The following is a 15,042-nucleotide window of genomic DNA, read 5'->3' on the forward strand; positions in this document are numbered from 1 at the left end:
TTGCGAGCGGACGACGGGATTCGAACCCGCGACATCCACCTTGGCAAGGTGGTGCTCTAGCCAGCTGAGCTACGTCCGCATGCTGTGATTTCGCCGGGCTCGAGCTGTCTGCTCCGGAGCGCCTTGGCGATTTCCAACGAGTAAGAACTCTATAGGACGATTCGCGCTTCGTCCAATCGGGCACGTCAACGGCGTGTTTCCGCGGATCTTGCCGTTCATCGCGCGAGGGCATTGCGCGGTCGGTGCCTGACCGCGCGGTGAGTTCGACAGTCCTGCGAGGAATCTCGGCCTGCCCGGGCGGCTGACAGTTGTTGACCCGCATTTATCGCACCGTCGTTGCTGACTCGGGGGCGGGTACGGATTTCCAGGGCCAAATACCGCCGTTTTTGCACTGGGCCATCTGTCGGCTAACATTCATATGCAACGCGGATCCGCCCGGCGGTGAAGTGGAACGGGCGATTGGCGCAGTGGTAGCGCGCTTCGTTCACACCGAAGAGGTCACTGGTTCGAACCCAGTATCGCCCACCCGCATGGAGCCCCGGCTTGGCAGAATGTCCAAGCCGGGGCTCTGGTTTTCCCCGGCACCGACCCCTGCAAAAACCGTCAGTGCTCTCTGAGATGATGCTTGGTATGACAGATCCGGTGCTGGCCCATAAGACCGATTTCGGGCGGATGTACTCCCGCTCCACCTCCGAACTTCCAAGCGTTCCGTCCATCACAACGGTAATTTCGCAGGCTCCTTCGGACCTTGGCGGCTGGTTCTCGCATATGGCGGCAACAGCGATGGCGCAGGATCACCGGCTGGCGGATGCGGCTGGGAACCCAGCCAAGCTGCGTGCCCTCGCGAAGGAAGCTTCATCTGCGGCGGAGCGGTACCGCGATGCGGCAGCGCTCCGTGGAGACCGAGTGCACTTCTATTGCGAGCAGGTAGCGCTCCATGCCCTCGGACGAACCCACCGCTTGGCCGAGGCTCGCGAAGCTTTGAAGGCCAATGGTGAGGAAGCGTTCGCTGCCCGGTTCGATGAGTGGTGGGAAACCTACGGCGTCGAGCCTGTCGAGCCCGAGATCACGGTTTGGAACGCAGAGGTGGGCTATGCAGGGACCATGGACCTTGTGGCGAAGATCGGCGGCCGTTTGTGCCTGATCGACTTCAAGACGAAAGGCACTGACCGCAATGGCCAGGTCAAGGCGATGGACGACAAAGTCGTCATGCAATTGGTGGCCGGGATGAAGGCGCAGGAGAGCTTGGTCGACGCAACGGCCGGCAGTTGGGAGCCTTGGGAATACGGAGATGACCCGGTTCTGCTGGGCGTAGCCATCGGTGAGACGGAAGTGCGTCCGATGCGGGCGAACCCGGAGGTCCTGAGATACCACTGGTACAAATTCTGTGCATTGCGCCGGGTGTGGGATCTGCAGCTGCAGGTGTCGGATGCCGGGCGGGCGCTGCTCCCTATTGGGCCTCCAGTACGCCAACCCGCTGTCCAGTCTGCCGCCGGTTAAGGGCAATTAGACTTGGTACGACGTTTGCCCCGGCACGAGTGAGGATGAAGAACACATGACCGTCCTGAGTATTCGGATCATCGGAGACCCGGTGCTGCGCACCAAGGCGGAGCCTGTCACCGATTTCGGTCCGGAGCTGGCGAAGCTTGTCGCGGATATGGACGAGACGATGGAGAACGTCGAAGGTGCGGGCTTGGCCGCTCCGCAGGTTGGCGTCAGCCTCCGCGTGTTCACCTACCAGATCGATGGGCAGCGGGGCCATGTCGTCAATCCGGTGCTCGAAACCAGCGAAGACTTCCAGGAGGACCAGATAGAAGGGTGCCTCTCCATTCCAGAACTTGGATATCCGGTCCGCCGCAGGCGCTGGTGCCGGGTCAGCGGCTTTGACGTCAACGGCACTCCTGTATCGATCGAGGGGGAGGGCATGCTGGCGCGATGCTTCCAGCATGAAGCTGACCATCTCGACGGGGTCCTGTACATCGACCACCTCTCGGGCGATGATCGCAAGAGCGCCCTCCGTGCCATCCGCCAAGGCGACTACAACGCGGTGGCGAAGAACACCGCGGCAAAACGCTCCGCTAGCGTCGGTTCCGGGTTTGGTGCCGGCGCCTTCGGGCAGCCGCAGTCATGAATGCCCAGCCCCCGCGGTTGCGGGTCGTATTTGCGGGCACTCCTCCAGTAGCCGTTCCATCGTTGGAGCGGCTCTTGGAGTCAGGGTTCGATGTCGTTGCCGTGCTGACGCGTGAAGACGCCCCTGTGGGCCGCAAGAAGGTAATGACTCCTTCGCCCGTTGCACAGCGGGCCGCGGAACTGGGCCTGCCCGTGATCAAGGCAAACCGGCTGGATGAGGCCACTGTCAAGGAAATTGCCGTTGCCGAGCCTGATGTGGCCGCCATCGTTGCCTACGGCGGCCTGGTCCCGGAAACCGCGCTTAAAGTGCCGACCCACGGATGGATCAACCTGCACTTTTCACTCCTGCCCGCGTGGCGGGGCGCTGCCCCGGTCCAGCATGCGGTCATCAACGGCGATGATGTGACGGGCGCCTCCACCTTCCTGCTGGAGAAGGGCCTGGACACGGGGCCCGTCTACGGCACACTGACTGAATCCATCCGACCGGACGATACGAGCGGCGAATTGCTGGAACGCCTCTCCCTCAGCGGTGCCGTCCTGCTGGTTCAGACGCTCTCGGCCGTAGCCGCGGGTAAGGCCATGGCGGTCCCGCAATCCGGTGAGGTCACGCTGGCGCCCAAGCTGGGACTCGAAGACGGGCATGTCAACTGGCAGGAACCCGCCCTGGCAATCCGCCGCCGGATCAACGGCGTGACACCCGAACCCGGAGCCTGGACCCTGCTCGCCGGCCAGCGGTTCAAGCTGGGTCCTGTCACACTGCGGCAGGACCGCAAGGACCTCGCGCCGGGACAGGTGCTGCTGGCATCGGGAGGTACGGCCTCGGCGTTGGTGGGAACCGGGTCCTGCGCCGTGCAGCTTGGCCTGGTGCAGCCGGCCGGCAAGAAGATGATGGCAGCGGCGGATTGGGTCCGTGGCCTGGGACAACGTGAGGATGTGCGGTTCGAATGAGCGCAGGCGAGAACCAGCCCGGAGGCCGTCGGCAGAGGCCTGGCCGGCGCCGCGACGCTGCCGGTCGGGAACGAAACCGTCCGACCAGCCGCAGTTACACGCAGTCGGCTCCTTCGGAGCGCACCCGTCGGGCGGACCCGGCGCGGCTCGTCGCCTTCGAGGTGCTGCGCGCCGTGAGTGACGAGGACGCCTACGCCAACCTGGTCCTGCCTGGGCGGATCCGCCAGCACCGCCTCGATCGGCGCGACGCTGCGTTCGCCACGGAATTGGCCTACGGGGCGCTGCGCAGCCAAGGCACGTATGACGCCATCCTGTCGCGCTGCGTAGACCGTCCCCTCGACCAACTGGATCCGGCCGTCCTCGACGCCTTGCGTCTGGGTACGCACCAACTGATGGCCATGCGCGTCCCGCCCCACGCCGCGTTGGACCAAACTGTCGGACTGGCCCGGGCGGTCATCGGCGCTGGTCCTGCTTCACTGATCAATGCCGTGCTGCGCAAAGTGAGCGCCAACGATCTTGCGGGATGGACGGCCGGCTTAATTCCGGACGGTGCCGATCCAGTGGCAGCAGCCGCCGTGGCGCAAAGCCACCCGGAATGGATCGTGCGGGCGCTGCGCCAGGCTCTGGCGGGCCACGGCCGCAGCGTGGAAGAGATCGAACGGCTGCTGGAAGCGGACAATTCCGCACCAGTGGTGAATCTCATTGCTCTGCCCGGACTGGGCGACCTGCAGGAAGCTTTCGACGCCGGCGCGCAGCCGGGAGAGCTGGTCAAGGATTCGGCGACCTTCTCCGGCGGGGATGTGGGTAGGCTGGAATCCGTCCGGAAGGGAACCACGCGGGTGCAGGACGCGGGCTCGCAACTCGTGGCCCGGGCGCTCGCGGATGCCGATGTGGAGGCCGATGGCCCGGAGCGCTGGCTGGATCTCTGCGCAGGACCGGGTGGAAAAGCAGCACTGCTCGGTGCGCTGGCGGCAGGACGCGGGGCGACGCTGCTGGCGAATGAGCCTGCCGCACACCGCGCGGAACTGGTCAGGCAGGCCTTGCGGCCGGTGGACCATCGGGTCTGGGACGTGCGTACCGGGGACGGGCGGGATCTGGGCCGGCTCGAGCCCGAAGGGTTCGACCGCGTGATGGTGGATGCCCCGTGCACCGGCTTGGGGGCACTGCGCCGCCGACCCGAATCACGCTGGCGCCGGCGTCCTGCCGACGTAGCCCAACTGGCGCCCCTGCAGCGGGAATTGCTGGACTCCGCGATCGCTGCCGTCAAGCCGGGAGGCCTCGTCGCGTATGTCACCTGCTCGCCGCACATCGCGGAGACGACGGCGGTAGTCACCGATGCGCTGCGGCGCCACCCTGAGATGGAGTTGCAGGATTCGGCCGCCGCACTCGATGCGGTGAGCCTGCCGGGGAAACTGGAAGCCGGCAAGGCGGAAGGCGATGGCAGCACGGCTCAGCTGTGGCCGCACATCCACGGAACGGACGCAATGTTCCTGTCCCTGCTCCGCAAGAAGTCAACCGTCCCCGGAAAGGACTGACAACAGCCCATGGCCACGTGCTGCATCAACCCGAGCATCCTGTCCGCCGACTTCGTCAATCTCGAGGCCGAACTCGCCCGCATCGGCTCGGCGGACGCCGTTCACGTGGACGTGATGGACAACCACTTCGTGCCGAACCTCACGATCGGCCTGCCCGTCGTGCAGCGGATCCAGGAAATCAGCGCCTTACCCCTGGATGCGCACCTGATGATCGCGGATCCGGACCGCTGGGCGCCCGGCTATGCAGAGGCGGGGCTGGCTTCGGTGACCTTCCATGTTGAGGCCTCCACGGCCCCGGTCCGGCTGGCACGCGAGCTTCGTGACCGCGGCGCGAAGGCGGGTATGGCGCTGAAGCCGGCCACCGCCGTCGAACCCTACCTGGATTTGCTGCCCGAGATGGACATGCTGCTGATCATGACCGTGGAACCCGGATTCGGCGGGCAGTCCTTCCTGGACGTGACGCTGCCAAAGATCCGCCGGGCAGCCGAAGCGGTCGCGGGGTCCGGCCTGCCTGTCGCCATCCAGGTGGACGGCGGCATCACCGAAGAGACCATCCTCCGCGCGGCCGACGCCGGGGCCAATGTCTTCGTGGCAGGGTCTGCGGTGTACGGCGCCGGTGATCCTGACGCTGCCATCTCCTCCCTCCGTGAGGCCGCGACCCGCGTCTTCGCGCAGCGGTGATCCGGCAAATGTGCCGCATGTTACAGCCGATGACAGGAATAGCCCGAGGGTCCGTCGCGGTTATGGCACAATAGCAATCACAAACAACGTGCTCCGGGGTCGGTGTAAGTCCGAACCGGCGGTAATAGTCCGCGACCCGCGTCCTGTGGAACAGCAAATGTTCCCCCAGGCAGCGGTTGAACCGGTGGAATTCCGGTACCGACAGTCAAAGTCTGGATGGGAGAAGCACGTACAGTTGGCAGTCAGCCAATGGTACGCACGTTCCGTTGAGGAACGTCGGCCGTTGCCTGCATCTACCGCACTGTCGTTACCCCGGAGCCGCCGCGGCTTTCGGAAAGGAACGGCATGGATCTCCTGCGGTGGCTCTTTGAAGCCCAGATTCCCGTCGCCGGCAGCGCCCTGCTGCTGCGCGAGGTGCTGGGCAATATTTTCGGCCTCCTCAGCGCCCTCGGCGGCATGCGCCGCAAAGTCTGGGCCTGGCCGGTGGGCATCATCGGCAACCTCCTGCTGCTGACAGTCTTCCTCGGTTCCCTCTTCGGCTCGGCGGATACCGCGAGCCTGCTGGGGCAGGCGGGACGGCAGGTCATGTTCATCGCTGTGGCCGTCTACGGCTGGCGGCGCTGGCACGGCAGCCGCCACGATGCGGCTGGCCACGCGCTCACTCCGCGGTGGGCCTCCGGACGGGAACGCGCAGGCCTGGCCGCTGGAATGGTGCTGGGCACCGTCGCGTTGACTCCGCTCTTCACCGCGCTGGGATCCTATGAACCGGTGTGGGCCGATGCCTGGACGTTTGTCGGCTCCCTTCTGGCCACCTATGGCATGGCCCGCGGCTGGGTGGAGTTCTGGCTGGTCTGGGTCGCCGTGGACATCGTGGGCGTCCCGCTGCTTTTCAGCGCCGGCTATTACGCCTCCGCATTCATGTACCTCTTCTATGGCGCCTTCACCCTCATCGGGTTCTTTGTGTGGTGGCGCGCCCGGAACCGTGCCGCGGATGAATCCCGGGTACTGGTTCCAACCGGGGCCAGCGAGGCGGCAAGCCGATGAGCCTCCAGGACTTCAGTGCTGCCGAGGAGCAGGCGATGCGGCTGGCTCTCAGCGAAGCACGGCGCGGCCTCCGGGGCGCGAACCCGCTGGTCGGTGCGGCGATCCTCGACGCCGGAGGCCGGGTCATCGCCAGCGGATACCACCGCGGCGCCGGGCACCCGCATGCCGAGGTCGAAGCCTTGGCCACCCTGCCCGCAGGGACGGAGCCCGCGACGCTGTCCGGCGCCACCATGGTCGTGACATTGGAGCCCTGCAATCACCACGGCCGGACCGGACCCTGCGCCGCGGCGGTTGCCGACGCCGGCATCGGCACGCTCATTTATGCCTCGGCAGACCAGACTCAAGCCGCGGGCGGAGCCGACTTCCTGCGGCAGCACGGAGTTCGGGTGCGTTCGGGCCTGCTCGGCGATGAGGCACTGGACCTGAACCAGCGCTGGTTCAAGGCCAAGGCCGCCGGCCGCCCGTTCACCACCATGCATGTTGCCCAGACCCTCGACGGACTGATTGCCGCGGCAGACGGAACGAGCCAATGGATCACTTCCGAAGCGGCGCGGCAGGACAGCCACGAAATCCGCAGCAGGGTCGATGCCATCATTGCCGGCACCGGGACCGTCTTCGCCGACGATCCGCGCCTGACCGCCCGGACGGCATCAGGAGAGCCGGCATCGAACCAGCCGCTGCGCGTTGTGATGGGCTATCGGGATGTTCCCGAGCACGCGGCCGTCCGGGGCGACGACGGCCGGTTCCTTCAGGTACGGAGCCACGAGGCGGAAGCCGTTTTGAAGTCGCTGGCGTCCCGAGGGGTAGCCCACGCCATGATCGAAGGCGGCGCCACCGTGGCCGGGGCCTTCCTCCAGGCGGACCTCGTGGACGAGCTGGTGCTCTACCTCGCTCCGATGCTGCTGGGCGCTGGCACGCGGTCAACGGCGCCGCTGGGCATCTCCACGCTTTCGGACGCTGCGCGTTGGCGCTGGGACAGCACCGGCGGCGGACACACCATAAACCTTGGCGCCGACCTGCGCCTGCATCTTGAACCAGAACCGGATGGCACGATGCCGGCGGTACGGAAAGGACACTGATGTTTACCGGAATTATCACCGAGCAAGGCAGCGTGCAGTCGCTGGTGCTGCATCCCGAGACGGACAGCGCCGTGCTGACCTTCACGGCCGGCGCGGCCGCCGAAGACCTCGAGCTCGGCGGCTCCATCGCAGTCAACGGCGTCTGCCTGACCGCCGTGAGCAACGGCGCCGGCAGCATCAGCGTCGATGTCATGGGGGAAACGCTGAAGCGGACTACCACCGGCGAGCTCAAAGACGGAATGAAAGTCAACCTTGAACGTTGCGTGCCGGCCGGAGGCAGACTGGACGGCCACGTCGTCCAGGGCCATGTGGATGCCGTCGGCGCACTGCTCGAGCGCGAGGACATGGGGGACTGGCAGCGCCTGCGGTTCTCCGTCCCGTCCAAGCAGGCGCGGTACGTCGCCGAAAAAGGATCCATTGCCATCGACGGCGTTTCCCTCACCGTTACCGCGGTCAGCGAGGCCGAGGCAGAGGAGCCATGGTTCGAAGTCGGTTTGATCCCGACAACACTTGCCGAAACGTCGCTTGGCGGCAAGGAACCGGGCAGCAAGGTGAACCTGGAAGTCGATGTGCTCGCCAAGTATGCCGAACGACTGCTCGCCTTCAGCACCGCGGGCAACCAGCCGGCGCGCCACCTGGCGGAGGATTTGGCATGAGCGCCGCCGTCGAAGCCCCCATCAGGCTGGATGCCATCGAACTGGCCATTGCCGCGATTGCCTCCGGCCGGCCCGTTGTCGTCGTCGATGACGAGGACAGGGAAAACGAAGGCGACATCATTTTTGCTGCCGATGCTTCCACACCAGCCTTGATGGGCTGGACCGTCCGGCACACCTCAGGCGTCATCTGCGTGCCCATGACGGGTGCCCGCGCCGACCATTTGGGCCTTCCGCCCATGGTCGAGGACAACCAGGATGCCAAGGGCACGGCCTACACGGTCTCCTGCGATGCTTCGTCAGGTGTCTCCACGGGGATCAGCTCCACCGACCGCTCCCTGACCGCCCAGGTGCTCGCGTCACCCCGGAGCACAGCCTCGGACCTGAGCCGGCCCGGCCACATTTTCCCGCTGCGCGCCGTCGACGGCGGCGTGTTGGCCAGGCGGGGCCACACCGAAGCGGCGGTGGACCTCTGCAGGCTCGGCGGACGGGAACCGGTCGGTGTCATCGCGGAACTGGTGCACGACGACGGCGAGATGATGCGCCTGCCGGCTTTGCGCGAATTCGCCACCGGGCACGGTTGCCCGCTGGTGTCGATCGAGGACCTCGCGAACTATCTCGCCGGCCGGGCCACAGACGAGGAGGCCGCACGATGAGCGGACACGAGGCTGCCCCGGCGGTGGTTGCTCCGTCGGTCAGAGTCACCGGTGGTCCGTCTGTCCAGCTGCCCACCGCGTTCGGGTTCTTCACGGCGCGGGCCTGGACGGACGAGGGAACAGGCGTCGAGCACATGAGCGTGACATCGCCGGCCCGTCCGGACAACGCCCCATTGGTCCGGCTGCATTCCGAATGCCTTACCGGCGATGTCTTCGCGTCGTACCGCTGCGACTGCGGGGAGCAACTGGAGCAGGCCCTGGCTCTGATCGCCGAGCAGGGCGGCACCGTGATCTACCTGCGCGGACAGGAAGGGCGAGGCATTGGCCTGGCCAACAAGATCCGTGCCTACGCACTCCAGGAGGCGGGCGCCGATACGGTGGAGGCTAATGAACAGCTGGGCCTTCCGGTCGACAGCCGTGACTACTCGGCCGCGGCCGCCATCCTGCACGCAATGGGACTGCAGAACATCCGGTTGCTGAGCAACAATCCGCTGAAGGGCGAGAAACTGGCCGGGCTGGGCATCAGCGTTGCGGAGATGGTGTCCTCGGAGGTGCCGTCCCGCGAGCAGAACCTGCGCTACCTGCAGACCAAGCGCGACCGCATGGACCACCGCCTCGCCTTGCTCGAAGACCATCCAATCCATCAGAGCTGACTCCGTACTGGCAGTCGATCTGCCACAACCACTGCCGCCACGGCGGCCCAAGAAGAAGGAATAGTAATGAGCGGACAGGGAGCTCCCGTCATCGACCTCGCCGGCCTCGGCACTGACGGCAGCGGCTTCAAGCTGGCCATCGTCGCCTCCAGCTGGCACACCCAGATCATGGACGGCCTCGTGGACGGAGCCCAGCGGGCGGCAGCAGAGGCGGGGATTGCGGAACCGAAGCTCATCCGCGTGCCCGGCGCCTTCGAACTGCCCGTGGCCGCCGCCCGGCTGGCACCGCACTATGACGCAGTGGTGGCCCTCGGCGTCGTTATCCGCGGAGGAACCCCGCACTTCGAATACGTCTGCCAGGCAGCAACGGACGGACTGACCCAGGTGAGCGTCAGCACCGGAACACCGGTTGGCTTCGGCGTGCTGACCTGCGACACCGAAGAGCAAGGCCTGGACCGCGCGGGCCTGGAAGGCTCCAGCGAAGACAAGGGACATGAAGCGGTCACCGCCGCGCTGGCGACGGCCGCGACGCTGCGCCGGCTGGGCGTGTGACGCTGCAGGTTCCTGGTATGTCGCCGCGGCCGGTGTGCTTCGTCACATCGGCCGCGGCCGTTTGCGGGGCACGCTTGACGCTGACGTAATCTGGGAGGCGTGAAATCCTTCGAATCCCTTTTTGCCGAGCTGAGCGAAAAAGCCCAGACCCGACCGGAGGGCTCCGGTACCGTCGCCGAACTGGATTCGGGGGTTCACGGCATCGGCAAGAAGATCGTCGAGGAAGCCGCGGAAGTCTGGATGGCTGCGGAGTACGAGTCGGACGAGGCGGCCGCGGAAGAGATTTCCCAGCTGCTGTACCACGTGCAGGTGTTGATGCTGGCCAAGGGCCTGTCGCTGGAGGACGTCTACAAGCATCTGTAGCGGAGCACCGCACTGGAGGTGTTCCGCCTTGCCACCGGCGAAGTTCTTCCGACCCCTGCCGGCCGTCCGGCCGGCACATCCCCAGAAAGTCTGACCATGCTGCGTGTAGCTGTTCCCAACAAAGGTTCCCTGTCCGAGGCCGCTTCCGGCATGCTCACGGAGGCCGGCTACCGGCAGCGCCGTGACAGCCGCGAGCTCGTCATGACGGATCCGGACAACGACGTCGAGTTCTTCTTCCTCCGCCCGCGCGACATCGCCGTCTACGTCGGCAAGGGCACCCTTGATGTCGGGATTACCGGCCGGGACCTGTTCCTGGACGCCCAGGTTGCGGCCGAGGAGCTGCTGCCGCTGGGCTTCGGCGGCTCGACCTTCCGCTTCGCCGGCCCGGTAGGCGAGTTTTCCCGCGCCGACCAGCTGGCAGGCAAGCGGCTGGCCACCAGCTATGACGGCCTGCTCCGTTCCTACCTCGCCGAGCGCAATATCGATGCGAAGGTGATCCGGCTCGACGGCGCCGTGGAGTCCTCCGTGCGGCTCGGGGTCGCGGATGCGATCGCCGACGTGGTGGAAACCGGCAACACCCTGCGTGCCGCAGGCATGGAAATCTTCGGCGATCCGATCCTGAAGTCCGAGGCCGTCCTCATCGGGCGGAAGAACGAGGCGCCGGTCCCCGGCCTGGAAGTGCTGATCCGCCGGCTGAGGGGCGTCATCGTCGCCCGCGAGTACGTCATGCTGGACTACGACATCCGCAAGGAGCTGGTGGAGCAAGCCGCCGCGCTGACTCCGGGATTCGAATCTCCCACCATCTCGCCCCTGCGCGATTCCGAGTGGGTCGCGGTCCGCTCGATGGTCCGGCGTTCCCAGACCAACCGCATTATGGACGAGCTCTACGACCTGGGGGCCCGCGCCATCCTGGTCAGCACGATCCACGCCTGCCGTATCTGACCCGGGGGAGAGCCATGTCAGTTGCAATCCGTGTCATTCCCTGCCTTGATGTCGACGCCGGACGCGTGGTCAAGGGGGTCAATTTCGAGGGCCTGCGCGACGCCGGTGATCCGGTGGAACTTGCCCACCGCTATGACCGTGCCGGCGCGGACGAATTGACGTTCCTGGATGTGACCGCCTCCTCCGGGAACCGGGAAACCACGTTCGACGTCGTCGCCCGCACAGCGGAGGAAGTCTTCATCCCGCTGACAGTCGGCGGCGGCGTGCGCGAGGTGGCCGACGTCGACAAACTGCTTCGTTTCGGTGCCGATAAGGCTTCCATCAACACCGCCGCCGTGGTCCGGCCGGACGTCATCGACGAGATCGCCCGCCACTTCGGTTCCCAGGTGCTGGTGCTGTCGCTCGACGCGCGCCGCACCAAGGACAGCCCGGTTCCCTCGGGCTTCGAGGTCACGACGCACGGCGGACGCAAAGGCACCGGCATCGACGCGGTCCAGTGGGCGCGTGAGGCGGCGGACCGCGGTGTCGGCGAAATCCTGCTCAACTCGATCGACGCCGACGGCACCAAGGAAGGCTTCGACCTGGAGATGATCCGCACCGTGCGTGCCGCGGTCAAGGTTCCACTGATCGCGTCCGGCGGGGCCGGCAAGCCGGAGCACTTCCCGCCGGCTGTCGAGGCTGGCGCGGACGCAGTCCTGGCTGCCTCGGTGTTCCATTTCGGACCGGATGATGCGATTGCGCAGGTCAAGAAGGCGATCCGCGAAGCAGGCTATCCGGTCCGCTGAGCGCCGCTGCCTCGGCTACAGGCCGATTTCGGCGCTCTGCAGCAGGGCGACCGCGTCCGCCTGCCCTTCGAACGTCACCAGTGCGTGCTTCGTCCGGCCGTGAGCGTGCATCAGCAGTTCGCCGGGTTCGCCCGTGATCGCTACCGAGACAGCCGCCCGCTTGGCCACGTGCCGGGGCCCGTCCGGGCGGACCAGGATGATGCCCAGGTCCACGCCGCGGTACAGAATCGCGGCACGCTTGACCAGCTCGTCCCACAGGGCGTTCGAATATTCTTCGTCCAGCGCCCGGGGGGCCCAGCGCGAGGGCGCGCGGCGGACGTCCTCGGTGTGCACGAAGTACTCGATCAGGTTGGCCGTCTGGTCGAGGGGCTTCAGCCGCAGCGGTGAAAGACGCGGAGGCCCGGCGCGGAAGGCCTGGACGAGTTCGTTGTAGCCGGCGCTTGACCGGGACTTGTCCGCCAGCCGGCGGATCGCCTCATCGGAAACTTTGGACAGCGGCTTGAGAGCCATGGCCAAAGCAGTGACGACGCGGTGCTCCCGAAGATACAGATGCGCGGCCAGGTCAGCAGTCCGCCATCCCGCGCACAGCGTAGGGGAGTCCGGGCCGGCGGCAAGCAGCGTCTCGGCCAGGACTTCTCGGGAGGGGTCAACGAAATGCATCAATCCCGAACCTAGCACGAAGCAGTCCTTTTGGCTCCGGCCGAAACGTTTGTCCGGCCCATGTTAACGCGGGCCCGATGCGCCCTCGGGGAAGCACTAGACTTGAGGGGATGTCCTCCCTTTCACATTCTTCGCAGCCGCCCGCTTCCGGCACTTCCGATGAGCAGCTGCCTGCCGCCGTCGCCAATCTGCTCAAGCGCGATGCGGCGGGACTGGTCGCGGCCATCATCCAGCAGTACGACTCGCATGAAGTCCTGATGCTCGGCTGGATGGACGATGAGGCGCTGCGGCGCACGCTGAGCACCGGCCGTGTGACGTTCTACTCGCGTTCGCGCCAGGAGTACTGGCGCAAGGGGGACACCTCCGGCCACGTTCAGTGGGTCAAGTCCGTCGCCGTGGATTGCGACGGCGATGCCCTCCTCGTCAGGGTGGACCAAGTAGGTGCCGCCTGCCACACCGGCACCCGCACCTGCTTCGACGGGCGCCCGATCGACGCTGTCGTCGGTCACGCAGCAGCAGACGACCAACCGACCGCGAAAGAAAGCAAGTAATGCAGGACCTTGGAGTCATCAGCCCCACCCTTGAGGAGTTCCGGGAACTGGCCCGTGACCGCCGGGTCATCCCGGTGAGCCTGAAGGTGCTGGCCGACGACCAGACCCCGATCTCCCTCTACCGCAAGCTCGGCGACGGGCAGCCCGGAACCTTCCTGCTTGAATCCGCCGCGGTGGGCGGAGTGTGGTCGCGCTACTCGTTCATCGGGACGCATTCGCGCGCGGTGCTGACCAGCAAGGACGGGCAGGCCCACTGGCTGGGGCAGCCCCCTGCCGGGGTCCCGCTGACCGGCAATCCCGTGGAAGCCATGCGCGCCACGGTCGAGGCGCTGCGCACCGACCGCTTCGACGGGCTGCCGCCGCTGACGTCCGGTCTCGTCGGCTTCGTGGGCTGGGAGGCCGTGCGGCACTGGGAGAAGCTGACCAGTCCGCCCGAGGAGGACATGCCGCTGCCGGAGCTGGCGATGTGCCTGGTGACCGATCTGGCCGTCCACGACAACGCCGAAGGCACCGTGACGCTGATTGCCAATGCCATCAACTTCGATGACACTGACGAACGCGTGGACGAGGCCTGGCAAGATGCGGTCGCGCGGGTCCGCCTGATGCTCGGGCAGCTGAACGAGCCCCTCGCGCAGCAGGTCTCGGTGCTGGAGGACAGCTCGCTGACGACCGCGGACATCATGGCAGGCGTGCAGCACAGCTGGGCCGAGGAGAAATACCTGGCCGCCGTGGAGCGCGGCAAGGAAGCCATCGTCGACGGCGAGGTGTTCCAGGTGGTTATCTCCCGCCGCTTCGAAGCCGAATGCACGGCGTCGCCGCTGGACGTGTACCGGGTGCTGCGCAACCTGAACCCGAGCCCCTACATGTACCTGTTCAGCTTCGAGGATGCGGAAGGCAACGGATACTCGATCGTCGGTTCCTCGCCGGAAGCCCTGGTGACCGTCACCGGGGACGAGGTGGTGACCCACCCGATCGCCGGCTCGCGCCCCCGCGGCAAGACGGTGGAACAGGACCGGGAGCTGGCGGAGGAACTGCTGGCGGACCAGAAGGAACGAGCCGAGCACCTGATGCTGGTGGACCTGGCCCGCAACGACATTTCCAAGGTCTGCGACCCGGGAACCGTGGACGTCAGCCAGTTCATGGAAGTCGAAAAGTTCAGCCACATCATGCACCTGGTCTCCACCGTCGTCGGACGTTTGTCCAAGGAGAAGACCGCCTACGATGTGCTGGCCGCGACCTTCCCGGCCGGCACGCTGTCCGGCGCCCCCAAGCCTCGGGCTCTGCGGCTCCTCGACGAGCTCGAGCCGCACCGCCGCGGGGTCTACGGCGGCGTGGTGGGCTACCTCGACTTCGCCGGCGATATGGACATGGCGATCGCCATCAGGTCGGCCGTGCTGCGGGACGGAAAAGCGTACGTGCAGTCCGGCGGCGGGATCGTTGCGGACTCCGTGCTGGAGGCCGAGGCGCTGGAGACCGTGAACAAGGCCGCCGCTCCGCTGCGGGCGGTGACCCTCGCGTCCCGGCTGCATGCGGCTGATCCGGCACGGATTGTTACCGGGGAGCAGGAATGACGACGACGGGGCCCGCCGCCGGACCGGCCTCCAGATGGGCACGGAAGGGCACGGTCGTGCTCGCGGCCATTGCCGCTTCGCTGGCGGCCTTCGGCACGACCACGCAGACCTGGCTGAATGTCCGCCTGCCGCAGGGCGATGTGCAGACTCCGGACATCGCCGTTCCGGGCAGTGAGGCTGCCGTAGCGGTAACGGCGCTGGCCCTGGTCGGGCTCGCGGCGGCCCTCGCCGCTTCCATC

Annotated in this window: 18 protein-coding genes, 2 tRNA genes and 1 riboswitch; of the genes, 18 read left to right on the forward strand and 2 right to left on the reverse strand. The window is 66.5% G+C overall.

Translation table 11 applies throughout. The features are described 5' to 3' along the window. Window positions 1-5 precede the first annotated feature (5 nt). A tRNA-Gly gene (locus tag D477_RS17000) sits at window positions 6-79 on the reverse strand. 374 nt (window positions 80-453) lie between these two features. Here D477_RS17000 and D477_RS17005 point away from each other — a divergent pair. The 15 genes from D477_RS17005 to hisF all read left to right on the forward strand — a co-directional run bounded on the left by D477_RS17005 (window position 454) and on the right by hisF (window position 12,021). Continuing rightward, a tRNA-Val gene (locus tag D477_RS17005) sits at window positions 454-525 on the forward strand. Between the two features lie 105 nt (window positions 526-630). Next, window positions 631-1,500 (forward strand): hypothetical protein, encoded by an 870-nt coding sequence (locus D477_RS17010; protein WP_005272520.1) that lies wholly within the window; start codon window positions 631-633, stop codon window positions 1,498-1,500. A 55-nt stretch (window positions 1,501-1,555) separates the two neighbouring features. After that, window positions 1,556-2,131 carry a peptide deformylase gene (def, locus tag D477_RS17015; protein WP_005272521.1) on the forward strand — a complete coding sequence of 192 codons (576 nt, stop codon included), beginning with the start codon at window positions 1,556-1,558 and terminating at the stop codon, window positions 2,129-2,131. Window positions 2,132-2,148: 17 nt separating this feature from the next. Beyond that, on the forward strand, window positions 2,149-3,078 hold the full coding sequence (gene fmt / locus D477_RS17020) for a methionyl-tRNA formyltransferase (RefSeq protein ID WP_005272522.1): 930 nt from the start codon (window positions 2,149-2,151) through the stop codon (window positions 3,076-3,078). Continuing rightward, window positions 3,075-4,613: an RsmB/NOP family class I SAM-dependent RNA methyltransferase gene (locus D477_RS17025; RefSeq protein ID WP_005272523.1), complete on the forward strand. Its 1,539-nt coding sequence runs from the start codon at window positions 3,075-3,077 to the stop codon at window positions 4,611-4,613. Before fmt ends, D477_RS17025 begins: the two co-directional genes overlap by 4 nt. Window positions 4,614-4,622: 9 nt before the next feature. Then, the gene (gene rpe / locus D477_RS17030; RefSeq protein ID WP_005272524.1) at window positions 4,623-5,294 is read left to right on the forward strand and encodes a ribulose-phosphate 3-epimerase; all 672 of its coding nucleotides are present in this window, start codon (window positions 4,623-4,625) and stop codon (window positions 5,292-5,294) included. A gap of 85 nt (window positions 5,295-5,379) precedes the next feature. Next, window positions 5,380-5,526: riboswitch (FMN riboswitch) on the forward strand. A gap of 113 nt (window positions 5,527-5,639) precedes the next feature. After that, complete coding sequence (gene pnuC / locus D477_RS17035) at window positions 5,640-6,338, forward strand: nicotinamide riboside transporter PnuC (RefSeq protein WP_005272525.1); 699 nt, start codon at window positions 5,640-5,642, stop codon at window positions 6,336-6,338. Next, window positions 6,335-7,417, forward strand: a complete 1,083-nt coding sequence (ribD, locus tag D477_RS17040; RefSeq protein ID WP_005272526.1) for a bifunctional diaminohydroxyphosphoribosylaminopyrimidine deaminase/5-amino-6-(5-phosphoribosylamino)uracil reductase RibD — start codon at window positions 6,335-6,337, stop codon at window positions 7,415-7,417. The genes pnuC and ribD overlap by 4 nt, the downstream gene beginning before the upstream one ends. Further along, window positions 7,417-8,073: a riboflavin synthase gene (locus D477_RS17045; protein WP_005272531.1), complete on the forward strand. Its 657-nt coding sequence runs from the start codon at window positions 7,417-7,419 to the stop codon at window positions 8,071-8,073. Before ribD ends, D477_RS17045 begins: the two co-directional genes overlap by 1 nt. Beyond that, a complete protein-coding gene (gene ribB / locus D477_RS17050) occupies window positions 8,070-8,726 on the forward strand; it encodes a 3,4-dihydroxy-2-butanone-4-phosphate synthase (protein ID WP_005272535.1) in 657 nt (218 codons plus the stop codon). The genes D477_RS17045 and ribB overlap by 4 nt, the downstream gene beginning before the upstream one ends. Then, complete coding sequence (gene ribA / locus D477_RS17055; RefSeq protein ID WP_005272536.1) at window positions 8,723-9,379, forward strand: GTP cyclohydrolase II; 657 nt, start codon at window positions 8,723-8,725, stop codon at window positions 9,377-9,379. Before ribB ends, ribA begins: the two co-directional genes overlap by 4 nt. A gap of 66 nt (window positions 9,380-9,445) precedes the next feature. Then, complete coding sequence (gene ribH / locus D477_RS17060; RefSeq protein ID WP_005272538.1) at window positions 9,446-9,931, forward strand: 6,7-dimethyl-8-ribityllumazine synthase; 486 nt, start codon at window positions 9,446-9,448, stop codon at window positions 9,929-9,931. 99 nt (window positions 9,932-10,030) lie between these two features. After that, complete coding sequence (locus D477_RS17065; protein ID WP_005272540.1) at window positions 10,031-10,294, forward strand: phosphoribosyl-ATP diphosphatase; 264 nt, start codon at window positions 10,031-10,033, stop codon at window positions 10,292-10,294. Between the two features lie 96 nt (window positions 10,295-10,390). Continuing rightward, window positions 10,391-11,236, forward strand: a complete 846-nt coding sequence (hisG, locus tag D477_RS17070) for an ATP phosphoribosyltransferase (protein ID WP_005272542.1) — start codon at window positions 10,391-10,393, stop codon at window positions 11,234-11,236. A gap of 14 nt (window positions 11,237-11,250) precedes the next feature. After that, the gene (gene hisF / locus D477_RS17075; RefSeq protein WP_005272545.1) at window positions 11,251-12,021 is read left to right on the forward strand and encodes an imidazole glycerol phosphate synthase subunit HisF; all 771 of its coding nucleotides are present in this window, start codon (window positions 11,251-11,253) and stop codon (window positions 12,019-12,021) included. A gap of 15 nt (window positions 12,022-12,036) precedes the next feature. Here hisF and D477_RS17080 read toward each other — a convergent pair whose 3' ends face one another. Further along, window positions 12,037-12,681: a TIGR03085 family metal-binding protein gene (locus D477_RS17080; RefSeq protein ID WP_043847471.1), complete on the reverse strand. Its 645-nt coding sequence runs from the start codon at window positions 12,679-12,681 to the stop codon at window positions 12,037-12,039. 110 nt (window positions 12,682-12,791) lie between these two features. Here D477_RS17080 and hisI point away from each other — a divergent pair, with 110 nt between their 5' ends. The 3 genes from hisI to D477_RS17095 all read left to right on the forward strand — a co-directional run. Further along, window positions 12,792-13,232, forward strand: coding sequence for a phosphoribosyl-AMP cyclohydrolase (hisI, locus tag D477_RS17085; protein WP_005272550.1), 441 nt, complete (start codon window positions 12,792-12,794; stop codon window positions 13,230-13,232). Further along, window positions 13,232-14,803: an anthranilate synthase component I gene (locus D477_RS17090; RefSeq protein ID WP_005272552.1), complete on the forward strand. Its 1,572-nt coding sequence runs from the start codon at window positions 13,232-13,234 to the stop codon at window positions 14,801-14,803. Before hisI ends, D477_RS17090 begins: the two co-directional genes overlap by 1 nt. Further along, window positions 14,800-15,042, forward strand: a 243-nt coding sequence (locus tag D477_RS17095; RefSeq protein WP_043847477.1) for a Trp biosynthesis-associated membrane protein, incomplete at its 3' end; no start/stop codon positions are given. The genes D477_RS17090 and D477_RS17095, both read left to right, overlap by 4 nt.

Origin of the sequence: Arthrobacter crystallopoietes BAB-32, from assembly GCF_000328305.2 — a bacterium.
In the GTDB taxonomy this organism is placed as follows: domain Bacteria; phylum Actinomycetota; class Actinomycetes; order Actinomycetales; family Micrococcaceae; genus Crystallibacter; species Crystallibacter crystallopoietes_A.